Origin of the sequence: Massilia sp. LMS1-1-1.1 (assembly GCF_040815535.1) — a bacterium.
In the GTDB taxonomy this organism is placed as follows: domain Bacteria; phylum Pseudomonadota; class Gammaproteobacteria; order Burkholderiales; family Burkholderiaceae_D; genus Janthinobacterium; species Janthinobacterium aestuarii.
Map to the genome: position 1 here is coordinate 584939 of NZ_JBFPNG010000045.1, position 22637 is coordinate 607575.

General features: G+C 59.9%; 15 protein-coding genes and 1 pseudogene. 8 read left to right on the top strand and 8 right to left on the bottom strand.

The features are described from left to right. Positions 1-105 precede the first annotated feature (105 nt). Positions 106-945: a xanthosine phosphorylase gene (xapA, locus tag MRBLMS1_RS24555; RefSeq protein WP_128140502.1), complete on the bottom strand. Its 840-nt coding sequence runs from the start codon at positions 943-945 to the stop codon at positions 106-108. Between the two features lie 366 nt (positions 946-1311). Here xapA and MRBLMS1_RS24560 point away from each other — a divergent pair, with 366 nt between their 5' ends. The 7 genes from MRBLMS1_RS24560 to MRBLMS1_RS24590 all read left to right on the top strand — a co-directional run bounded on the left by MRBLMS1_RS24560 (position 1312) and on the right by MRBLMS1_RS24590 (position 9550). Further along, a complete protein-coding gene (locus tag MRBLMS1_RS24560; RefSeq protein ID WP_485882610.1) occupies positions 1312-2469 on the top strand; it encodes a carbohydrate kinase family protein in 1158 nt (385 codons plus the stop codon). A gap of 1 nt (position 2470) precedes the next feature. Continuing rightward, complete coding sequence (locus tag MRBLMS1_RS24565; protein ID WP_485882612.1) at positions 2471-3400, top strand: pseudouridine-5'-phosphate glycosidase; 930 nt, start codon at positions 2471-2473, stop codon at positions 3398-3400. Positions 3401-3485: 85 nt separating this feature from the next. After that, entirely contained in the window at positions 3486-4388 is a 903-nt protein-coding gene (locus MRBLMS1_RS24570) for a LysR family transcriptional regulator (protein ID WP_034754538.1), read from the top strand. Positions 4389-4891: 503 nt separating this feature from the next. Further along, positions 4892-5887 (top strand): BMP family lipoprotein, encoded by a 996-nt coding sequence (locus MRBLMS1_RS24575; protein WP_034754523.1) that lies wholly within the window; start codon positions 4892-4894, stop codon positions 5885-5887. An 81-nt stretch (positions 5888-5968) separates the two neighbouring features. Then, complete coding sequence (locus MRBLMS1_RS24580; RefSeq protein WP_319992311.1) at positions 5969-7498, top strand: ABC transporter ATP-binding protein; 1530 nt, start codon at positions 5969-5971, stop codon at positions 7496-7498. Continuing rightward, positions 7495-8574 (top strand): ABC transporter permease, encoded by a 1080-nt coding sequence (locus MRBLMS1_RS24585; protein ID WP_485882615.1) that lies wholly within the window; start codon positions 7495-7497, stop codon positions 8572-8574. The genes MRBLMS1_RS24580 and MRBLMS1_RS24585 overlap by 4 nt, the downstream gene beginning before the upstream one ends. A gap of 4 nt (positions 8575-8578) precedes the next feature. Further along, complete coding sequence (locus MRBLMS1_RS24590) at positions 8579-9550, top strand: ABC transporter permease (protein WP_034754516.1); 972 nt, start codon at positions 8579-8581, stop codon at positions 9548-9550. A 420-nt stretch (positions 9551-9970) separates the two neighbouring features. On the opposite strand, the pseudogene MRBLMS1_RS24595 reads toward MRBLMS1_RS24590, so the two are convergent. Then, positions 9971-10555, bottom strand: a pseudogene (locus MRBLMS1_RS24595) (NUDIX domain-containing protein); the annotation flags it as partial. Positions 10556-10630: 75 nt separating this feature from the next. Between MRBLMS1_RS24595 and MRBLMS1_RS24600 the strand changes: the two are divergent. Beyond that, positions 10631-11395, top strand: coding sequence for a DeoR/GlpR family DNA-binding transcription regulator (locus MRBLMS1_RS24600; protein WP_485882618.1), 765 nt, complete (start codon positions 10631-10633; stop codon positions 11393-11395). 36 nt (positions 11396-11431) lie between these two features. Here MRBLMS1_RS24600 and MRBLMS1_RS24605 read toward each other — a convergent pair whose 3' ends face one another. From MRBLMS1_RS24605 to guaD, 6 genes are all read right to left on the bottom strand, one after another. Next, a complete protein-coding gene (locus MRBLMS1_RS24605; protein ID WP_485882620.1) occupies positions 11432-12502 on the bottom strand; it encodes a S1/P1 nuclease in 1071 nt (356 codons plus the stop codon). Positions 12503-12510: 8 nt separating this feature from the next. Further along, complete coding sequence (locus MRBLMS1_RS24610; protein ID WP_485882622.1) at positions 12511-13740, bottom strand: phospholipase D-like domain-containing protein; 1230 nt, start codon at positions 13738-13740, stop codon at positions 12511-12513. A gap of 19 nt (positions 13741-13759) precedes the next feature. Next, on the bottom strand, positions 13760-15457 hold the full coding sequence (locus MRBLMS1_RS24615) for a bifunctional metallophosphatase/5'-nucleotidase (RefSeq protein ID WP_485882624.1): 1698 nt from the start codon (positions 15455-15457) through the stop codon (positions 13760-13762). A 112-nt stretch (positions 15458-15569) separates the two neighbouring features. Further along, positions 15570-18980 carry a TonB-dependent receptor gene (locus tag MRBLMS1_RS24620; protein ID WP_436483513.1) on the bottom strand — a complete coding sequence of 1137 codons (3411 nt, stop codon included), beginning with the start codon at positions 18978-18980 and terminating at the stop codon, positions 15570-15572. Between the two features lie 792 nt (positions 18981-19772). Then, positions 19773-21269, bottom strand: a complete 1497-nt coding sequence (locus MRBLMS1_RS24625; protein ID WP_485882626.1) for an adenosine deaminase family protein — start codon at positions 21267-21269, stop codon at positions 19773-19775. 43 nt (positions 21270-21312) lie between these two features. Continuing rightward, complete coding sequence (gene guaD, locus MRBLMS1_RS24630; protein ID WP_485882628.1) at positions 21313-22629, bottom strand: guanine deaminase; 1317 nt, start codon at positions 22627-22629, stop codon at positions 21313-21315. Positions 22630-22637 lie beyond the last annotated feature (8 nt).

Sequence of the window (22637 nt, forward strand, 5' to 3'; positions counted from 1 at the left end):
ATGGAGTGATGCGAAGATGATGCGAACAGTGTAGGCCGGATTTTCCCGGCCTGCCGCGCGGCAGCGCCGCTAAGTGGCGCGCCGCTACTGCGTCAAGAAAAGTGCTTAGGCTTGCGGTTTGGTGGCCACGGTGGCCAGGAAAGCCAGGATCAGCTTGACCAGGTCTTTCGCGCCGATGGCCGCGTACTTCAGGGTCTGTTCGTGCGACAGGGCGAATGGCGACATGCCTTCGGCCAGGTTGGTGATAACGGACACACCCACCACTTTCAGGTCGCAATGACGGGCCGACACCACTTCCGGTACCACCGACATGCCGACCGTGTCGGCGCCCAGGCGGGCCATCATGCGGATTTCGGCGGCCGTCTCGAAGTTCGGGCCTGGGTAGGCAACAAACACGCCTTCGTGCAGGGTGATGCCGTTCGAAGCGGCCGTGTCCTTGACCAGATTGCGCAGGTCCGCATCGTAGGCGTTGGCCATGCTGAAGAAGCGCGGGCCGAAGCGGTCGTCGTTCGGGCCGACCATCGGCGTGCCTGGCAACAGGTTGATATGGTCGCTGATGGCCACCAGGCTGCCGGCGTCCACTTCAGGGCGCAGGGAACCGGCGGCGTTGGTGACGAACAGCATTTCGCAGCCCAGCAGTTTCAGGGTGCGGATGGCGCTCGTCATCACGCCCATGCCATAGCCTTCGTAGAAGTGGCCACGGCCCTTCATGCAAACGACGGCGACGCCCGACAGGGTGCCGATCACCAGTTCGCCGGCATGGCCGTGCACGGTGCTGATCGGGAAACCCGGCAATTCGTCAAAGCTGATGCTGACGGCGTCCGTCATCTGCTCGGCCAACACACCCAGGCCGGAGCCGAGGATCATCGCCACGCGCGGCTTGAAATTTTCAGGAGCGCGGGCACGGATGATTTCGGCGGCGTGGAAAGGGGTGTTGTTCGACATGGTTATCCTCTGATTGACTAATGGTGATGGGTTGCTGCCTGCGCGGCGGTATATGCAAAATATCGCGCCCAGGTATCGGGTATGTATGGTGTTACAGGTATATCGAAATGCGTATTGGTTCTATTTGCCGCCACTATGCATCAAACGGAATATGTATGGCAAATACCATTTTTCTTGCCCATTTATACAATTCAAATATAAATGGCCGACATTATAGTCGAGGCTAGCCCCAGCTCGCCATCACCGGAAAATGCATGCATACAAGCTCCATACGAAGGTTTTCCATGCGCACTTGACACGAGCTTGACACTGTTCGGACAAATGTTTACAGTTCAAGACAAATGTTTAAACCTCAGCGAAAACCCTGTGATCGATACCAATAAAAAAGACCAGCTGTACACGCTGATCCGTAACAACCCCTTCATCTCGCAGCAAGACCTGGCGAGCGAGCTGGGCTTGTCGCGCTCGGCCGTCGCCGGCCACATCGCCGGATTGATACGCGAGCGCCGCCTGCTGGGACGCGCCTATGTACTGCCCGACAGCCGTCCCGTGCTGTGCATCGGTGCAGCCAACCTCGACCGCAAGATGCGCACCCTGGCGACCCTGCAGATGGGCACCTCGAATCCCGTGCGCTCGGAAGAAGTGTTTGGCGGCGTGGGCCGCAACATCGCGGAAAACCTGGCCCGCTTGTCGATCCCCGTCGCCCTGCTGACGGCGCTGGGCGACGATGCGGCCGGCCACGCCCTGCAGACGCACGCGGAAGACGCGGGCATCGACATGCGCGGCAGCTTGCATCTGAGCAATACCAGCAGCGGCACCTACACGGCCGTGCTCGACGAACATGGCGAAATGCTGCTGGCGATGGCCAACATGCAACTGTATGAACAGCTGACGCCCGCCTTTTTGCACAGCCGCCAGCCGCAGCGCGCCGCCGCCGCCCTCACCGTCTGCGACCTGAACCTGGGCCACGACAGCGTGCAGGCACTGCTGGCCGATGCCCGCCAGGACGCGGCCCATGCGACGCCGCTCGTCATCGTCGCCGTCTCGCAGCCGAAGATGGCGCACCTGCCGCAAGACCTGTCGGGCTTGCATTTGCTGATACTCAACCGTGGAGAACTGGAAACGCGCGTGGCGCGGGCCTTGCCCACGGCAGCCGAGCTGCGCGCCGCCTGCCGCGAAGTGCAGCGCCAGGGCGCGCGCCAGGTGATCGTCACCTGCGGCAGCGAAGGCGTGTATTTCACGGATGGCGACAGCCTGGACGCGCCTATCGTCCACCTGGCCGCGCGCGAAGTGGACGCCGTCGATGTGACGGGCGCCGGCGACGCGTTTTCCGCCGCCGTCTGCTGGTCGCTCTACCACGACAGCAGCGATTTGAAACTGGCATGCCGGCGCGGCCTGAAGCTGGCCGCCATGACCCTGGAATCGGCCGCCACCGTCTCTCCCCAGATTTCCGCCGGCGCACTCGACAACATTGACGACGCCGACCTGGCGCCGCCTCCCCCTACCCTCTTTCAACAGGACTGACATGACCCAATTACAGAATTTCCTCTTGTTCTCGCAAGAAGTGCTCGACGCGCGCGCCGCCGGCAAGGCCATCGTGGCGCTGGAATCGACCATCATTTCGCACGGCATGCCGTATCCGCAAAACGTGGAAATGGCGCGCGAAGTGGAACAGATCATCCGTGACGGCGGCGCCGTGCCGGCCACCATCGCCATCATCGGCGGCAAGATCTGCGTGGGCCTGTCGCCCGAACAGCTGGAATTGCTGGCCACCTCGCCCGACGCCATGAAAGTCAGCCGCCGCGACTTGCCGTTCGTGCTGTCGCAAGGCAAGCTGGGCGCCACCACGGTGGCCGCCACCATGATCTGTGCGGAACTGGCCGGTATTTCCGTGTTCGTCACGGGCGGCATCGGCGGCGTGCACCGCGGCGCGGAAACGAGCTTCGACATTTCCGCCGACTTGCAGGAACTGGCGCAAACCTCAGTCGCCGTCGTCTGCGCGGGCGTCAAATCCATCCTCGACATCGGCCTGACCCTGGAATACCTGGAAACGCACGGCGTGCCCGTCATCAGCGTGGGCCAGGAAGGTTTTCCCGCCTTCTTCACGCGCGAAAGCGGCTTCAAGGCCGATTTCCGCCTCGATACGGCTGCCGAACAAGCCGCTTTCATCGGCACCAAGTGGCAGCTGGGCTTGACAGGCGGCGTGGTCGTCAGCAACCCCGTGCCGGCCGCGCAAGCGATGCCCAAGGAAGAGATCGATGCCATCACCGCGCAAGCGCTGCAGGAAGCGGATGCAGGCGGCGTAAAAGGCAAGCAGGTCACGCCCTTCCTGCTGTCGCGCATCAAGCAGCTGACGGAGGGCCGCAGCCTGGCGACGAATATCGCCCTCGTCAAGCACAATGCGCAAGTTGGCACGGCGCTGGCCATTGCCATGCAGGCAGTCGTGGCACGATAATAGGACTGCTGTAAAGAAAGCGCGCGCACCTTCACGGGTCCGCGCGCCGTTCCATCGCCTAGCAACACGCAACGCCAAGGAAAGCATGTCCATCGATCTGAAACAGTTAAAGTATTTTCTTGCCGTCGCCGAGGAGAAAAGCTTCAGCCGCGCCGCCGAGCGCCTGCATATCTCGCAGCCGCCCCTGAGCCAGCAGATCATGAAACTGGAAAGCGAACTGGGCGTGCGCCTGTTTGCGCGCACCACGCGCACCTTCGAGCTGACCGTGGCGGGCAAGGCGCTGATGAACGAGGCGGCCGACCTGCTGGCCAAGATGCGCATGACCATCGACACCATCCGCCAGATCGACCGCGGCGAAGTAGGCCGCTTGCGCGTGGGCATCGTCGGCTCGGCCATGTGGGGCCCTATCCCCAGCCTGCTGGAAGAATTCCAGACCAAATTCCCCCGCGTCACCTGGACCATCCATGAATTCGGTCCCACGGTGCAATACGAAGCCTTGCGCGCCAAGCAGATCGACGTGGGCTTCTGGCGCGAACCCAAGCTCAACGACGACGACTTGCGTCACGACAATCTACGCCAGGAACTGTGCTTCCGCGAAAACGTCTGCGTGGCCGTCAATGAACACCATCCGCTGGCGAAAAACACGTCCATCGAACTGATCGACATCGCCGAAGAGCCGATGCTGACCCTGAACCTCGACAAATCCGCGTTTCCCCGCTACCTGGTGCAATGCTGCATCAACGCCGGTTTCGAACCCGTGATTTTCCAGGAAGCGAGCGAACCGCAAACCCTGCTGGCCATGGTGGGCGCGGGCCTGGGTGTGACCCTGGTGCCGGAAACGACAAGCCGCATCGGCTGGCCCGGCGTCGTGTTTCTACCGATCAAGACGAATCCCCCGTCGGCGAATCTGTACATCAGCTACACGACACTCGACGACGCTCCCGTCGTGCGGGCCTTCCTGAATATCCTCAATCCCCCGGCTGCCTGAGAACGCGAACAAAACCTACTGCGCGTCGCGATTTGCGGCCTCCGATGCTCACTGTGCATTCGCACAGCTCCGCTTCTCGACCACAACTCACTGCCGCTCGCTACGGTTTTGTTATGCGTTCTTAAAACCTATTTATATGCCCTGCATATAAATACATAAACAAAAACGTATTTGTCATACATATCTGGCATGATGCATAGTGATTCGGACGCCCATCGTGGCGCCGGTTCCGTGCTTGCCCTGCCCGTCATCTGACGGCGCATCCCAGCCCGCTCCGGCAGCCCCATTCGATGTTGTACCTATAAAAGAGACGGGGCGCGACTGTTGCATGAGCATCACACTGACGACATGAAAGCAGACGAGGTCAGCAATGATCTTGTGCAATACAGTGCAATGTTGATAAGGAATTATCACCTCGTGCATCAAAAACAGGCTAAATCGGCCCCAAATTATATGTTTCACCTATAAAAAATATACAATATCGATCTTCCAGGAGCCAATTCATGAAACTTACACAATTTAGTTTGACGATCGCAGCCGTATTTCTGACTGCTCAAGCGTCCGCGGCTACCCCAAAACTGGGTGTCGTGTATGACGCGGGCGGCAAGTTCGACAAGTCGTTCAACCAATCCGCTTTCGAAGGCGCATCGCGCTTCAAAAAAGACACGGGCATTTCCTTCATCGAAGTGCAGGCATCGAGCGATACGCAAGCCGAGCAAGTCATGCGTGGCCTGGCCCGCAAGAAACTCGACATGATTGCCGCCATCGGCTTTGCGCAAACGCAAGCCGTGCAAAAGGTCGCCAAGGAATTCCCGAACGTGAAATTCGTGCTGATCGACGGCCAGGCCGCCGGCAGCAACGTCAATTCCGTCGTCTTCAAGGAAGAAGAAGGCTCCTACCTGGTGGGCGTGGCGGCAGCCATGGCCAGCAAGAGCAAGAAAGTCGGCTTCATCGGCGGCATCGATATTCCATTGATCCGCAACTTCGCCTGCGGCTACGCGCAAGGCGCGAAGGCCGTCAATCCGAAGATGGAAATCACGCAAAACATGGTCGGCACCACGTCCGGCGCCTGGAATGACCCGGCCAAGGGTGGCGAACTGGCCCGCTCGCAATTCGAGCGCGGCGTCGATGTCGTCTTCGCCGTCGCTGGCGGCAGCGGCATGGGTACCCTGCAAATGGCCAAGGAAAAAGGCAAGCTGGCCATCGGCGTTGATTCGAACCAGAATCATCTGTATCCAGGCAGCATCCTGACCTCGATGGTCAAGCGCGTCGACAATACGGTCTACGACAGCTTCATGCAAGTCAAGAACGGCACCTGGAAGGGCGGCGTCAGCTATAAAGGCTTGAAAGAAGGCGGCGTGGATTGGGCGCTCGACGCAAACAACCGCAAGCTGATTACGCCGGAAATCGAAAAGCGCGTGTTGGGTGCGCGTAAGGACATTATCGATGGCAAGATCAAAGTGATCGATTACCGCGTCGGCAGCAGCTGCCCGGTTTAATTTTTCTCCGTATCTTTTAGCGCGCCGCCGGGGCCAGTCTCCGCGCGGCGCGTTTCCATGAAACTATCCAGTTATGAACCTATGCATCCAGCAGTAGAATTTCGCAGCATTTCCAAGCATTTTGGACATGTGAAGGCGAACGCCGACGTCAGCTTCTCCATCGCCAAGGGCAGTATCCATGGCCTGGTAGGGGAAAATGGCGCCGGCAAATCGACCTTGATGAGCATCCTGTACGGGTATTACCGTGCCGACGGCGGGGAAATCCTGCTAGACGGGAAAGTACAGCCTATCCGCAACAGCCAGGAAGCGATCAACCTCGGCATCGGCATGGTGCACCAGCACTTCATGCTGGTCGAGAACTTCACCGTCCTCGACAATATCATGCTGGGCACGGAAGGCGGTTTTCGCCTGGCCAGCCACCGCACGGAAGCGGAAGCGAAATTGCGCGAGATTTGCGCGCGCTATCGCCTCGACGTCGACCCGCTGGCGAAGATCGAAGACCTCTCCGTCGGCGCGCAGCAGCGCGTGGAAATCCTCAAGCAGATTTACCGCAGCGCCAATATCCTGATCCTCGACGAGCCGACGGCCGTGCTGACGGCCCAGGAAACGGCCTCGCTGTTTGAAATCCTGCGCCTGTTTAAGGAGCAGGGCAAGACCATCATCCTGATCACGCACAAGCTGCAGGAGATCCTGGAAATCACCGACAACGTCACCGTCATGCGCGGCGGCACGGTGGTGGGCGCCGTGGCGACCGCCGGCACCTCGAAAGAGGAACTGGCCAACATGATGGTCGGCCGCCCCATCCAGAGCCACTTGCCCCGTGCACCGTACAATCCGGGCGCCACGGTGCTGGAAGTGGACGGCTTGCAATTGGCCGACGATCAGCAAGTCAAATTGCTGGCCGACATCGGCTTCAACTTGCGCGCCGGCGAGATCGTCGCCATCGCGGGCGTGTCGGGCAATGGCCAGAGCGAACTGCTGGAAATTCTGTCCGGCATGCGCTTGCCGACGTCGGGCAAGCTGCGTTTTCTCGACAAGGACTTGCCGTTTGCCAAGCGCCACGATGCCGACGGTTTGCCGCTGGCCTTCCGCGACCTGGGCATCGCCCACATTCCGGAAGACCGCTTGCGCGACGGCGTGGTAAAGAATTTCTCCGTCATGCAAAACACCATCCTCGGTTACCAGGACCACCTGAAAAACCGCTGGGGCCTGTTCAACTTCAAGGCCATCGGCGCCCGCTGCGCGGAACTGCTGAAGACGTTCGACGTGCGTCCGGCCAATCCGGACCTGCGCATCGGCTTGCTGTCGGGCGGTAACCAGCAAAAGGTGGTGATCGCGCGCGAAGTGCTGGCCAAACCGAAACTGATGCTGGTGGGCCAGCCCACGCGCGGCGTCGACATCGGCACCATCGAAAGCATCCATACGCAATTGCTGGCCCTGCGCGACGCGGGCGTGGCGATCCTGCTGGTGTCCGTCGAACTGGAAGAAGTGCGGGCGCTGGCCGACCGCATCCTCGTCATGTGCGGCGGACGCATCACCGGCGAACTGAAAATTGAAGAATTCGATACCACCCGCATCGGTCTGTTGATGGGGGGAATGCATAAATCATGAATAACGACTTGCCACGCTGGGCGACAGCCTTTGTCATGCCCATGTTAAACCTGCTGTCGGCCTTGCTGGTCGCAGCCCTGGTCATTTATATGCTGGGCGAAGACCCGGCCGAATCGCTGTCCATCCTCGTCCACAGCGCCATCCTCAATCCGGAAGGCTTGAGCTACACGCTGTTCTACGCCAGCACCTTCATTTTTACGGGCCTGTCCGTGTCCGTGGCGATGCAGGCCGGGCTGTTCAATATCGGTTCCGAAGGCCAGATGTATATCGGCGGCCTGGGCTTGACGGTGGCCATGCTGGCCTTCGACCAGACCCTGCCCGCCTGGCTATTGATACCGGCGGCCATGATCGGCGCGGCCCTGTTCGGGGCGCTGTGGGGTTTCCTGCCCGGCTACCTGCAAGCCAAGCGCGGCAGCCACATCGTGGTGACCACCATCATGTTCAACTTCATCGCCGCCAGCCTGATGAACTTCATTATCGTGAAGTATCTGATTCCGCCGGGCGAGCAGAACACGGCCAGCCGCGTGTTCGCGGAAAGCGGCGAAATGCCGCGCCTCTCCACCTGGTTCCCATCCTTGGGCGACACGCCGCTGAACATCAGTTTTCTTTTGGCGATCGCCGCACTGGTGATTTACGGCGTGATGGTGTGGCGCTCGTCGTGGGGCTTCAAGCTGCGCGCCACGGGCTTGAACAAGCATGCGGCCCACTATGCGGGCGTGTCGATCAGCAAGATGATCATCGTCGTCATGCTGATCTCGGGCGCGCTGGCGGGCCTCGGTTCCGTCAATTCCATCATGGGTTCGACGCACTACCTGTCGCTGAACTTCGTTGGCGGCGCCGGCTTCATCGGCATCGCCATCGCTCTGATGGGCCGCCAGCATCCGGTCGGTATCTTCCTGTCGGCCGTGCTGTTCGGCGCGCTGATCCAGGGTGGCTTCGACTTGTCGCTGGAAAAACCGAATATCCCGACCGAAACCTTCATTTTCATCCAGGGCTTGATCATCCTGTTCTGCGGCGCCATGGAAAACTTCTACGCACCGGCCATTTCCGCCCTGCTCAAGCGCACCAAAGGCTAACACCATGACACTCGACGACTTTCAATTCGCCAGCATCCTGGTATCGACCGTGCGCAATGCGCCCGTCCTGATTTTTGCCGCCATGGCAGGCCTGTTCGCCGAACGCAGCGGCATGATCGACATCGGCCTGGAAGGCAAGATCCTGGCCAGCGCCTTCGCTTCCGCCGCCGTGGCCTACACGACGCAAAACCCGTACTACGGCATGGCTGCCGGCATGCTCGTCTGCGTCGCCCTGGCCCTGCTGCAGGCCTACGTCAGCATCACGCAAAAGGGTAACCAGCTGGTGGCCGGCATGGCGATCAACATCGCCATGAGCGGACTGACGTTCGTGCTGGCGCAATTCTTCTTCCAGCAAGGCGGCCGCACGCCCGACCTCGGTTCGGCACGTCTGTTCGACGTCGTCTTGCCGGGCACGCAATACGTGGAGCACATCCCGTTCATCGGCTGGGTGTATGCCCACTTGATCGGCGGCCACTCCATCCTCGTCTACGTGGCCTTCCTGCTGATCCCGCTCGTGCACTGGCTGCTGTACCACACACGCTTCGGCCTGCGCTTGCGCGCCTGCGGCGAAAACCCGCATGCGGCCGACTCGGCCGGCGTGAGCGTGGAAGCGACGCGCTACCTGGCCATGCTGGTGGCCGGCATCCTGTGCTCATTCTCGGGTGCGTATCTTGCCATCGTGCAAAGCGGCTTCTTCCTGCGCGACATGTCGGCCGGCGCCGGCTATCTGGCCCTCACGGCCATGGTGTTCGGCAACTGGCGTCCCGTCTACACCTTCCTCGGCTGCCTGATGTTCGGCTTCTTCGCAGCCATCCAGATCCAGATCGAAGGCGTGGACTTGCCGGTCGTTGGCCGCATCCCGGGCTCCTTGATCCAGATGGTGCCGTACGTCGTCACCGTGATCGTGCTGGCGGGCTTGATGGCGAAATCCATCGCACCAAAAGCAATTGGTATCCCGTTCGTCAAATCGCGCTAAGTTTCAGCCTGCGTCAACCAAAAGCGAAGCCCGCGGGCTTCGCTTTTTTTATGCCTGGGTAATCTCGTCCAGCGAGAAAAACACGGCCAGTCCAAGGCTGCGCGCCACCGCCACCATCTGGTCGGCGCCCTGGGACGCCCCGCCGAGGCGCAGCACGGCATCGCAATGGCTGAGCAAGCGCGTCGCATGCGCGTGAAATAGTTCCTCGTACACGGCGTCGCCTACCCGGGTGGAACCAGCCAGCGCCAGCATGGGCAAGGCCAGCCATTCACCGAGCACGGGCATGTGGCCCTTGGCGTACAGCGGCAGACAGGCGGCTTCCATGGCCGCCACATTCGCCGCCATCCGGGCGGGATCGTCGCCCGTGCCGGAGCGATACGGGCCTGCAACGAGGATCTGCATGCCTTGCTTGACCGGCATCAGTTGCAGCTGCGCATGCTGCAGCAGCATGATGGTCTTGCCGTCGCAGATGTGCCCGTCCGCCACCATCCGCAGCGCCTGCGCCAGCGGCAACTCCAGAACTTCAATATCTTCGCCTTCGTGCGCCAGGCCGCCCCCGTCGCCGATGCGGCTGGCCGGGTCGTATTCGGCGACAAAGAAATGCAAACGCTCCGTCACCGAACCGGGACTCATGAAGGCTTCAAAGACCTTGTCCACCTGCCCCACCCGGTAACCAGTTTCCTCTTCCACCTCGGCGCGGATGCGCTGCTCCGCGCTGGCCTCTTCCAGCAAGCCGGCCGCTGATTCGATCAGGAAACCATCGTGGCCTTCGCGGTAGGTGGGAAAACGGAACTGGCGGATCAGGATCACCGTGCGCTTGATCTTGTTGTAGAGCAGGATGGTGGCGCCATCGCCGCGGTCATAGGTTTCCCGCGTCTGCGTCTGCCACTGGCCATCGCGGCGCAGATAGTCGAACGTGGTCTTTTGCAACAGATACCAGTCGTGCGACAGGGTTTGCACGCCTTGGATGCGGACCCGTTCCTGCTTGCTGTTTTCTTCGCGCATAGTGTCTCCTTGTGCTTGCACGGATCGACTTTATCATGCAAACTCGTGCAATATCAAGAAAATACAAGAAAAATCATGCTCACACATCAACGCAAGCAATACCTGCTGGACTTGCTCCAGCGCGAAGGACAGATCGTCGCCAAGGCCGTCAGCGACAGCCTGGGCTTGTCGGAAGACACAATACGGCGCGACCTGCGCGAACTGGCGAAAGAAGGGTTATTGGAGCGCGTGCACGGCGGCGCCCTGCCCTTGCTGCCAAGTTCGCCCGCGCTGGCGCCGTTTGCGGCCCGCGAACAGATTTCACCGGAAGCCAAGCCCGCCATCGGCCGCGCGGCGGGCGCCATGATACAAACGGGACAAGTGGTATTTCTCGATGGCGGCACGACCGCCGTGCAACTGGCGCGCCAGCTGCCGCGCGACTTGCGCGCCACCATCGTCACGCACAGTCCCTCGGTTGCCGTCGAACTGGTGAATCATCCTGGCATCGAAGTGCTGATGCTGGGCGGACGCCTGTACAAGCACTCGATCGTCGGCGTCGGCGCAGCTACCGTTGAAGCCATCGGCCGCATCCGCGCCGACCTGTATTTCATGGGCGTGTCCAGCCTGCATCCGCAAGCGGGCATCACCACGGGGGATTATGAAGAAGCGTGCGTGAAGCGTGCCTTGAGCGACGCGTCTGCCCACACCGTCGTGCTGGCCTCGCCGGAAAAGTTCAATACGGCTTCGCCGTTTCAAATCGCTCCCTTGAGCCAGGTCAACGATATCATCGTGCACCGCAACGTGGATGACGCCCTGGTCGCGCCCTACCGCGAGATGGGCATCAACGTAATCCTGGCGTAAAAAAAGCGGCCCGCAGGCCGCTTTCGAATGACGTCTTTACTGCGACCAGATCGCCTGCAGCACGGCCGCCAGGTGATAACCCGCCTCGGTCAGTTGCCGCTTGGCCAGTGCCGAGCTGGGCACGGGATAATTGTCCGGCACCGTCAAGCTCCAAACGTTGTAGACCTCACCCTTGCGGCTCGTCTGCTGCGTGGCCGGACCGGCCACCACATCCGTGAAAGCAATCTTTGACGCCGCCAGCGAGGCGTCGGCCCATTGATACGGCCAGGTGGCGGGATCGCCGGTGTTGCTGCTCACTTGTGGCGCGCTGGCAATCACGGTGCGCGCAAACTGCTGCGGCGTGCGCGTGCTCAGGCGGCGCATGGCGTAATCGACCACGGTGGTATCCCAATACGAATGCAGCGGTTTGGTGGGCGACTTCGGATAGCTGCTTGCCGGCATGGCCGCGCCATCGTCGGCCGGCAACGGCGCGGGAATCACGGCATCGGACAGCGCCGTCATCTTCGCATCGTCGAGCAGCAAGTCGTTGCCGCCGCGCGCATTGAAAATGGTGACGTCATCGATCTGCGCCTGCGTGGCGGGCGCGAAAAACTGGCCATCTTTGCCAACAAAAGCATTACCCACATGCAAAGGCTGGTGGATATCGCCGACCAGGTGCGTGATCAGGATCAATGCTTCGCGCTGGCTGAAGCCGTGCGGATTGCTGGCCGCATCAGCCTTGCCTTGCAACACCAGGATCGCCTGCTTCAAGGTTTGCACGATATCGTCGTCGGCCGTGCCCACGCCATGGTCGTGATAGTGCGCGTTCTGGAACGGCACGTTCGTGTAATGGTATTCGCCATGCTTGGGATTGGCCGCCACATAGGTCAGCATTTCCGGCGATTGCGGACCACAATACGTGCCCTTCACGCAATCGGGCCAGTTGGCGATCTTTTCCAGGCTTTCGCCAGGCAACAGCAATTTGGCCACTTGCGCCTGGGCAGCGCTACCCTTGAGCAATTGATCGGCGATGGCACCCACGGCGCGGTGGCCGTCGTTGCCCCAGGCCAGAACATTGCCGGAAGCAAAAGCGGCGCCCAGCGCCAGCACACTCAGCAGTTTTTGCATGTTCACCATTACTCCTTGCCTTGCGGCGCGGCCTTGGCCGGCTTCGGATACTGCTTGTTGATATCGATCGGCTGCGCATACGCCGAGCTCCACGTCTGCTCATGCAACGCGGCAATACGCTGCGCCATGGCGTCGTTGCGCAGCACCACTTCCAGGTTGCGCGACAAGTCGAAATAGCCGCCCGCCCAGTTGCTCGTGCCGACCCAGGCTAGCTTGCCGTCGATGGTCATGGTCTTGCTGTGGATCACGCGTGCGAACGGGATGAAACCGGTCGAGGCCGCAGGAATCGTCACGATGCGGATGTCCACGTTCGGCACCAGGGCCAGACTTTTCAGGTAGGCGATGGCCGGTGCTTCCGTATTCCAGCTTGACACCATCAGCTTGATCTTCACGCCGCGCTGCGCTGCCGCGCGCACGGCGTTGTCGATCACGGCGTAGTACGGCCGCGTGCGGTTCGGGCCGTAGGATAGGGGCGCGTAGTCGAGCAACTGGATGCGCACTTCGTTTTGCGCTTGCGCCAGCAAGGCGGGCAAGCCCGTTTCCGAGTCGCCCACGCCGGCCGGGTTGTAGGCATTCGGGCTGGCCAGCAGGAAAGCGTTTTGCGCGTAGTTGGCGGGCACTACCTTGCTGTTGAGCACCGTGGCGCGGCTGCCTTGCGACGTCAATGCCTGGGCTTGCCAATCCTGTTCGAAAATCGCCTGCACCTGGCCAACCATGGCGGCTTCCGTGATTTTCAAGCCCGTTTCATGGATGTGTTCGAACGAGCGCCAGTCGAAATTCTGGCTGCCGATGTACGCCACCTGGCCATCGACGGCCAGGTATTTCGCGTGCACGATGCCGTTGCCCGTCACCTTGTTGAAATCGATCAGGCGCAAGTCCAGGTTGGGAATCGCCTTGATCTGCGCGATGGTGGCCGCTTCCGACAGGCCCACGCCCTTCTGGTCCAGCAGGAAGCGGATTTTTACGCCACGCTGACCGGCGGCCGTCAGGCTGGCCAGCACCTTTTCAAAGGCCGTGCCCGGTTTGCTGACGGCGTAGAACTGGGCGATGACGATCTCTTTTTTTGCCGAATCGAACAATTCGGTCCACACGGCGACGGGCTCGCGCAGGTCGGGGTTCGTCAAGCTCGTTTCCACGGGCGACGTGTGCACGAGCTCAAAGCCGGGAATGGTGAAGTCCGCGTGGGCACTGCCCGCGAACAGGCTGGACAGAACGGCAGAAACAAATAAGCGACGCATGGTTTTTTCCTGGTAAAGATTATTTGACGCGCACGATGCGGCCGGCCGCCGTGGCACTGCCAGCGGGCTTGCCGGCGCGCGCGCGCACGGTCAGGTAATTGCTGAAGGCGTCGATGTCGCGCACGCCCGTATCGAGCCGGCGCGTGCCTGCTGCCAGCACGGTGAAGCGGTCGCCGCCGCCAGCGAGGAAACTGTTGGCGGCGACACGGTATTGTTGACTGTCTTCAAGAGGAAGGCCATTGAGCATGATGCTGCCCGGCAGCACGCGCTGGCCTTGCGGCTGCGTGCTGTCCCAACGGTAGCCAAAACCTTCGGACACTTGCAGCAGGTTGCCCTCTTCCGCTTCGGCACCCGGCCATTGCTGCTCGAGCAAAGTGCGGATTTGCGCGCCGGACAGGCTGACGACGATCAGGGTATTGCCGAACGGAACCACAGCCTGATTCTGACCCACGTTCGTCATCAGGTCGGCGCCCGCTTCCAGGTCCTTGCGGATGCCACCGTTGTTCATCAGGCCGATTTGCGCTCCGGCAGCGCGCGCGCCGAACAGGGTGCTGTCGGCCACCAGGTCGCCCAGCGGGGAAGCACCGCTGCCCTTGGTGCTGCGGCCCACGTTCGGCACGGCGATGGCGGCCACAGGGCGCGACAACTCGGCCGCGCTGCGCTGCTTGACCGATTCCAGGTAGGCTGCCACGGCCGGGTCCGGCTCATACATACCGGGCAACATGACGACGTTTTGCGCACTCGCATCGATCAGCGCATTCTTGACGGGATCGACTTTGAGTTTGATGCGCGTCAACATGTGTCCTCCCATCTGTGCCTGCGTGACCAGGCGGCCGTCGACACGGCACAGATAGCCCTGGTGCGAATGGCCGCTGATGACCAGCTGGATCGCCGGGTCGAGGCGTTTCACCACGTCGACCACTTCGCCCTTCAAATGGCTGCAATCGGGCTGGTCGACGGCTTCCTTCGTCTCGCCGCCCTGGTGCAGCAGCACGACGAACACGCCCACACCCTGTGCACGCAGTTGCGGCAAGGTGGCGTTGATGGCATCCGCTTCGTCGCCGAACTGCAGGCCGGCAATGCCGGCGGCCGTCACGACGGACGGCGTATCTTTCAGCACGGCGGCGATCAGGCCCACCTTGACGCCATGCGCCTCTTCGATCCGGTAGGCGGGCAGCAGGGACTTGCCCGTTTGCGTGTCGATCACATTGGCCGCCATATAGGTGTAGCTGGCGCCCTTGAAGTCGGGCGTGAACTTGCACGCCTTGTCGGCGCGCGACGACTCGCAGCCGCCGCGCTGCTGGCGCAGCAATTCCGCCTTGCCCTGGTCAAATTCATGGTTGCCAACGGAACTGGCCTTCATGCCCAGCATGTTCATGGCGACGATGCTCGGTTCATCGGCCCACAGCGCCGACATGGCGGGGCTGGCGCCGACCAAGTCGCCATTGCCGACAAAAATCAGCTGCGCATCTTCTCGCCGCCACGCCGTCAGGGCGCCGGACAAGGTATCGATGCCGCCGGCCTGCACCGTCTTGCGTTCTGCATCGGCGGCGCTCGTGTAGGTAAATTTGCTGCGGTCGAGGTTGCCGTGAAAATCGTTCAAAGCGACCAAGTTCACTTCAATCGGGCCGCTCGGCGCAGGCGCCAGGTTGCTGCAGCCAGACAGGATGAGGATCAGGGCCGCAGCAGCGACCGGAGTGCGTAGGAAGTGAGCCATGGAATGATATTTATTGAAAAAGGGAAAGAGTAAACCATCTTGTGTATAAAAAAACGGCTGGTGTCGCCACCAGCCGTTTTTTAATTTGCCAAGCTACGGGGCAAGGACGAGATTAGAATTCGTACTTGACCGTTGCTTGCAGTGCCCATTGCGATTCGCCTTTGACTTGACGCGTTTCCAGGCCTTCCACCACAGGACGAGTGTTGTACACATACTTGCCATTTTCCATACCGGCATAGTCAACGAAGCTGCGCACTTGGCCACCGGCACCCTGGAAGCCCACTTCATTGATACGGCCCCATTTGCGATTCAGCAGGTTACCGACGTTCAGGATATCGAAGGTAATGATGCCTTTGTTACCCTTGAAGAAGCCCGGTACTTCCTGGCTCATGCGCACATCGAAGCTGTTGGTCCATGGAGAAAAGCTCTCGTTACGGCCAATCACGCCACCTTTGGCTTTGCGCAGGTCGCCATTGGCGTTGACCACTTTCCAGAACGCTGCCTCGTTGGTGGCGCGCGCTGCTGGCGTCGCACCGGCGAACACCACTTCGCCCGAACCTGGCGCGCTAGGGATGTACATCAGGTCGTTACCGGCCAGTCCGTCACCGTTCAAGTCATTGTTGACGGTCCAGCTGTATGGTTTGCCGCTACGGCCTTCATAGAACAGACCGAAGGTGGTCTTGTATTCGCCGAAGAAACGTTTTTGCCAGTTGACGTTGGCGGTAAAGCGATCCTTGACCAGATAGTTCGAGTTCGACGCGACATTCTCGTTCGGATTGAAGACGGCACGGCCGCCCCAGTTCGAGCTCGAGGTCGACGACGTCAGCGGCGATACTTCAGTGCCATCGGTGTAGGTGTACGACGAGCCCCACGACAGGCCATCACGGGTCGGGCTGCGCACCGACAGGGTCAGCACGTTCGACTCGCCCTTGTCGGTATTTTTAGCCATCAGCACCTGGCCGAAGGAGGCGTTGCTGCCAGCCTTGGTCAAGGCGCTGCAATTGGCGCCGCCGATCAGGGCGCCATTTGCATTCCAGCAAGCCGTATTGTAGGCGTTAGGACCATAGTACATTGGACGGCCATCGCTACCGGTTGCCGTTGGCGCGCCCATGTTCAGCTCTTCGTAGTAAATCGCGCTCTTGGTCTGGAAACGCAGGTATTCCGCGCTGACAATCAAGCCCATCCATGGCAGCTCATGTTCAATGGCCAGGTTGGCTTTCCATACCGATGGTTGCGCCAGGTTCGGGCTCAGGGCATCGACCTTCATTGCCGGGATAACCGCTGGCACGCTCGTTGGCTGCTTGGTTGGATCTGGATTGAAGAATCCATCGGTGGTCGGGCAAGTGCCGGCCGACGAGGCGCAGGTAATGTTCTGGGTTGCCATACCGGTGTTCTGGTAAGGATTACCCAGCCAGACGCTCATCGCCGCGCCCTGGAACAAACCGAAGCCGCCGCGAATTTGCGTCGGACGCGCCGATTCCAGCTTGTAGTTGAAGCCAAAACGTGGCTGATACAGGTTTTCGCCGTCGATGGTATGCGAGTTATCGATACCGAAACCGCCGGTCTGACGACCGTTAGGCGTGGTACGAGCGACAGTTGCCTGTGCTGCACGCGCATTGTAGATCGGCTTTTCGCCGATGCGGGTGCCGTCGATGCGCAGGCCGGCAGTCAACGTCAGCTGCTTGTTGACTTCCCAGGTATCTTGCAGGAACAGGCCGATGTTTTTCAGCGAGAACGTCGCCACGGCATCGTCCAGCGTACGGCCTGCTTGTGGCACCTGATAGGTGTACGAGCTAGGACGGCCACGGCTGAAGTTTTCCAGCACGGCTGCCTGCAATTGCGCTGCCGTGGCAGAACCGCAGTTGATGGCGCCGAACGAATAGGCAAACGTGGCACTGCTGTTAATACAGCCGAAGGTGTAGTTACCGTTGACGTTTTGCAGGAACGCATTATAGATGTCGTTCTTGCTGTAGTCGGAGCCGAACTTGACTTCATGGTCGCCCAGCGACCAGGTACCGGCTGCGTAGAAATCCTTGGTTTTGGTGCCAAGAATGTTACGCTGACGGCTCAGTTCAGTACCAAAGTTCAGGAAGCGGTTGCCGGTAGCCAGGTTCGAAGGTGCGCCAGCTGGCAGTGCGCCGCTGAACTGCAGGCCGATTGCCGGCAGATAAGCGTTGTTGCGCGGTACGCTGTCGTAGTCGCGCGACGACACTTTGACTTCGGTCGAGAAGGTCGGGGTCCACTCGGCGGTCCATTGAGCAACCAGGGTTTCCAGGCTCTTGTTCTGGTCATACCAGTACGAGCTCAGCGACAGGCCAGTGCCGGAAAAACCGGTGTAAATCGGCTCGGACTGTTCGGTCTTGGTGTAGCGCAGCATCATGCGCTGGGTGTCGGTCAGATTCCAGTCCAGCTTGAGTAACTTTTCCGTCGCCGTGAATTCGGAACCTGCAGGAACTGCCGAAGTACCGGCATCGATACCATATTTATCCTTGGCAATAGCAATCGCGCTATCGATGGCGCCTTGGGTAATGGCAACGTTGGTCTGTGCGCTGCCGACAGGACCGAATGCTGGTGCGCCGCGCGAGCTGGTGGTTTTTTCGTAGTTGGCAAACAGGAACAGCTTGTCTTCGATCAGCGGGCCGCCCAGGGTAATGCCCTTGGTGGTGTCTTTCGATTTTGGCGGTGCGTAGTAAGTGTCGTCGGTGCTGTTGTAACGGTCGCCGGACATGGTGTCGTTACGGAAAGCGTAGTAGACACTGCCCTTGACCTTGTTGGTGCCCGATTTGGTCACCGCGTTGACGTTCGCGCCCGTGTAGCCTTTTTGGGTGACGTCATAGTTGGCGACGTTAACCTGCACCGACTGGATCGCTTCGATCGAAATTGGCTGCTTGCCGGTCGCGGTACCAGACGCTTCCAGGCCGAACGTGTCGTTCACGGCCACGCCGTCAATCGTCATCGAGTTGTAGCGCGAGTTTTGACCGGCAACGGAGATTTCACCGCGCTCTTTGTCGGTTTGCGACAGGCGTGGGTCGGCGCGGGCGTAATCTTGCAAGCTGCGCGAGATCGATGCCTGGGTAGCCAGTTCGGTCGGGCCGATATTGGTGCCGGCACCCATGTTATTGCGGTTGAAAACCTGATTGCGAACAGCATTGGTGCTGACTTTCACCACTTGCATGTCGGCGCCCAGCGTGGCGTCGACGTTGGCCGTTTCGGCCAGGGCGATATACACGCCTTCGCGTTTTTCAACCACGCCATTCTTGGTAATGGTGATGGTGTAAGGACCGCCGGCACGCAGACCGCGTGCGACATAACGGCCTTCTGCATCGGTGGTCACGTTGCTGGCCGAACCGGACTCAACGTGAACGATATTGACTTGCGCGCCAGCTGCCGGCTTGCCGTCAGTGGCCGAGATACGGCCGCCAATGGAAGACGTAGTGTTCTGTGCGAACGATGGTGCCGCTGCCAGTGCAATAGACAGGCTTAACGCGATTTGCGTTAGCCGAAGTCGCTTGTGATTGATCATCTTTAACCCCAGAAAAGACTATTATTTTTTGAAAATCCTGGATTGCCCACCGTCCGGCTGCACCGCACAGCAACACAAATACAAGATCTCCTCTTTACGATGCTGCAACTGTTACGCCGGCGGGACTGGCTGCGGTCCTGACAAGACCATCACAAAACGCCGCTCCACACATCACAACTATTCCTATCCAGACAATTACGGCGGAAGAAAACTGCGGCCGATCCGTATGACCCAGGGCGCTAGCACCTGTGTCATTCATCCCACATGCTTACCCGGCTAACATGGCAAGCCGCGAGTGTAATTGTTAAATATTTCAAGACTGTGACACGGCGGTAAAATACAGAAGAATGTCGTCATTTAGCTGCGCGACTATTTGTTTCACTCTGCATCTCACCTTTATTTACTGCAAATACCCATCTTCATACGATATCGCCCAGATGAATTGTGACTTTTTAATATCATCTTCATCTCACTATGCATCATCAAAAAATGGATGACAAATACGATTTTTTTTACATATTTATATATTTAAAATATAAATAGCATGGGGTAACTAGCTGGATTGATATCGTGCTGACAGCGTCCGGGCTTATGGCGCGTGATTATAAATGAGCAATATGTACTTGAAATTGATTCATCCACGAAATCGGAGAAAGTCGTGTATCTGCCGTTAATTGTGTCGCATGGCCGCCACAAAATTAACAAAATAACAGCATGACATTTAAGATGAGGAATAAAAAATGGCCGGAAGATCCGGCCATTTAAGAGTATCAGTTATGAACGTCGCGCAACTTACGGTTTTCCGCCCTTGCCTGCCTTGTCGGCCGCGGCAATTTGCGCTTCAAAACGGGTGAAACGGGCATCGAGCGCTTTCAGCAAACGCTGCTTGTCCGCTTCCGCCAGGAAGGAATAGCGCAGGCTGTTGTACGACAGCTTTTTGATTTCCGCATAATCGGTCTTGTACTGGCTGGCAAACAGCACGTATTCATTCGACAAGGTATTGCGCGAAACGCCCGCGTCATCGGTGGAAATGACGAAGGGCACGCCATATTTTCGGTACAGCGTAATCGGATGGGCCTGGCCCTTGATACCAAGGATGTAATCGTTGCTGGTCAGGTTTACTTCCACGGGGATACCCCGCTCGCGCATCTTTTGCATAGTCGCCAGCGCATTGTTTTCGTACGCGATATCCATGCCGTGGCCGATACGGTCGGCACCCGCCACATCGACGGCTTCGGCGATATGGAAGGACATGCCTTCCGGCGGCACCATGCCCAGCGCCAGTTCGCCTGCGTGCAGGGCGATTTTGACGTTCGGATATTTGGCCTTGAGGAACTTGAACATTTCCATGTGCAGGCTGTAATCGCGCATGGATACGTTCACGCTTTCCTGGCCCACGATGTTCACGCCCACCAGCAGCGGATTCAAGCTCGCTGCCTTGAACGCGGCCACCATGGACGAGAACACTTGCGATGGCGACAGGAAACGCAGCACATACGCCTGGTAACGCATGGTGAAATTCGCGTCATCGATGCCGGCGCTGCTGGCGTTGACGTTGTCGTTGTAGGCGGTAATGCTTTTCTGGAAGCCAGTATCCTGCTCCAGATTCTGCGTCCAGTTGGCCAGCACGGCTTGCAACGCTGCCGGCGGCAAGCCCGGCGCCAGCACCTGCTGGTCGAACTGCGCGTTTTGCACGAATGGCGACAGCTCGAAAATCGTCTCGATGTAGCTGAGGTTTTCCGCGATGGCGCGCTGCTTCAGGGTTTTCAGGCCGTCGGCCGTGTTGCTCGACGCGACGGGGCCGAAGTAGCCGAAGGTGTCAAAAAAGGTGCGGTCCGGCGGCGTCTGGATGGCGCCGTGGTTATAGAAATCCTTGGTCGACCAGCGCTGCAGCAATTCCGCATACAAGCCCGCGTCGGCAAATACTTCCGTGGACGACAGGCAGCCACGCTGCGCGGCCGGCTTGGCGCGCTCGGCCGCCACGACATCCTTGTTGCTTTCGATGCGGTAGGTCGTCTTGTTGACGCAATAGTTTTCCTTGTCGACCCAGTCGAGGAATTGCTCGGCGTAGATGGCGCCCGAGTAATGGTGATGCAAATCACCGCCCTTGGGCATCATGGAAAAGAACAGGCTCAACTCGGCTGTCTTCGGCTGCGCACCGGCAACCAGAGCGGCAAAATGGCGCGCGGTGGCCGCCTCGTTGGAAGACGGGGTGGCCTTGGCGGCCTGCGCCGTTCCGGTCAATGCCAGCGCGGCGCCAAGCGCCAGGCCAGTGAGTTTCTTGTGCATTCGCGTTCTCGCTCAGGATAATTCGTGTTGAACAACGGGTAGGTCAGCCTTGCCCCCGCACATGCACGCATTGCCCGCCTGAATAGGTGGCGGCCACGGCGCGGTCGTCGCCCAGCAGCGCAAAGGCAAACAGCAATTCCTCCAGGCTTTGACAGCCAGCCGTGCGGCGCTCGAGCAGCGGCGTCGATTGCTTGTCGAGCACGATGAAGTCCGCTTCCGTGCCAGCCGTGAAATTGCCCAGGGTGCCTTCCAGTTGCATGGCGCGCGCCGCGCCCAGGGTCGCCAGGTAAAACATGCGCAAGGCGGGCAGATAGCTGCCTTTCAAGCGTGCTACTTTATAGGCTTCGTTCATTGTTTGCAACATCGAGAACGAGGTGCCGCCGCCCACATCGGTGGCCAGCGACAGCAGCACTTTCGCCGCATCGGCCCGCTCGAAATCGAACAGGCCGCTGCCGAGGAACAGGTTGGACGTAGGACAAATGGCGGCGGCCGAGGACGTTTCCGCCATGCGCGCGCGGTCGCGCTCGTCGAGCCAGATGCAATGGCCGAACATGGCGCGCGGGCGCAGCATGCCGTACTGGTCATACACGTCGAGGTAGCTGCGCGCCTGCGGGTGCAGTGCGCGCACCCAGCGGCATTCATCTTCGTTTTCCGACACGTGCGTCTGCAAATACGTATCCGGGTAGGCGCGAGCCAGCTCGCCCGCCAGATGCATCTGTTCATTGGTCGACGTCGGCACGAAACGGGGCGTGAGCGCGTACAGCGAACGGCCGTGCTTGTGCCAGCGCCGGATCAACTCTTCGCTTTCGCGCGCGCCCGACTCGGCCGTATCGCGCAGGAACTCGGGACAGTTGCGATCCATCATGACCTTGCCCGCCACCATGCGCAAGCCGCGCGCCTCGCTGGCACCAAAGAAAGCATCGACCGATTGTGGATGCACGCTGCCATACACCATGGCCGTCGTGGTGCCGCAGCGCAGCAGTTCGTCGAGGAAAAACTCGGCCACGTCGCGCGCATGCTCGGGATCTTCAAACGCGCGCTCCGTGGGGAAGGTGTACGTTTCCAGCCACGGCAGCAAACCCGGTGCGGGCGAAGCGATCATTTCCGTCTGAGGGAAGTGCAGATGGGTGTCGATGAAACCGGGCACGATCAGCTTGCCGCGGTAATCGACGATCTGCGTGCCCGGCGGCAAAGTCGGCTGCAACTGCGCGTGATCGCCGGCTGCCACGACCTTGCCATCGGCCACGAGCAGCAAGCCGTCCGCATGCCAGGCGTGCGCTTCCTCGCTAAAGGCGGGATCGGCGTGGAAGTGCAGCAAGCTGGCACGATAAGCTTGCAATGTGGCAGGAACAATCGGCATGACTTCTT

Excerpts from the sequence above, each read along its gene's own strand:
- xapA (WP_128140502.1), bottom strand. The coding sequence starts at position 945 with ATGTCGAACAACACCCCTTTCCACGCCGCCGAAATCATCCGTGCCCGC.
- MRBLMS1_RS24565 (WP_485882612.1), top strand. The coding sequence starts at position 2,471 with ATGACCCAATTACAGAATTTCCTCTTGTTCTCGCAAGAAGTGCTCGAC.
- MRBLMS1_RS24570 (WP_034754538.1), top strand. The coding sequence starts at position 3,486 with ATGTCCATCGATCTGAAACAGTTAAAGTATTTTCTTGCCGTCGCCGAG.
- MRBLMS1_RS24575 (WP_034754523.1), top strand. The coding sequence starts at position 4,892 with ATGAAACTTACACAATTTAGTTTGACGATCGCAGCCGTATTTCTGACT.
- MRBLMS1_RS24580 (WP_319992311.1), top strand. The coding sequence starts at position 5,969 with ATGCATCCAGCAGTAGAATTTCGCAGCATTTCCAAGCATTTTGGACAT.
- MRBLMS1_RS24585 (WP_485882615.1), top strand. The coding sequence starts at position 7,495 with ATGAATAACGACTTGCCACGCTGGGCGACAGCCTTTGTCATGCCCATG.
- MRBLMS1_RS24590 (WP_034754516.1), top strand. The coding sequence starts at position 8,579 with ATGACACTCGACGACTTTCAATTCGCCAGCATCCTGGTATCGACCGTG.
- MRBLMS1_RS24600 (WP_485882618.1), top strand. The coding sequence starts at position 10,631 with ATGCTCACACATCAACGCAAGCAATACCTGCTGGACTTGCTCCAGCGC.
- MRBLMS1_RS24605 (WP_485882620.1), bottom strand. The coding sequence starts at position 12,502 with ATGCAAAAACTGCTGAGTGTGCTGGCGCTGGGCGCCGCTTTTGCTTCC.
- MRBLMS1_RS24610 (WP_485882622.1), bottom strand. The coding sequence starts at position 13,740 with ATGCGTCGCTTATTTGTTTCTGCCGTTCTGTCCAGCCTGTTCGCGGGC.
- MRBLMS1_RS24615 (WP_485882624.1), bottom strand. The coding sequence starts at position 15,457 with ATGGCTCACTTCCTACGCACTCCGGTCGCTGCTGCGGCCCTGATCCTC.
- MRBLMS1_RS24620 (WP_436483513.1), bottom strand. The coding sequence starts at position 18,980 with ATGATCAATCACAAGCGACTTCGGCTAACGCAAATCGCGTTAAGCCTG.
- MRBLMS1_RS24625 (WP_485882626.1), bottom strand. The coding sequence starts at position 21,269 with ATGCACAAGAAACTCACTGGCCTGGCGCTTGGCGCCGCGCTGGCATTG.
- guaD (WP_485882628.1), bottom strand. The coding sequence starts at position 22,629 with ATGCCGATTGTTCCTGCCACATTGCAAGCTTATCGTGCCAGCTTGCTG.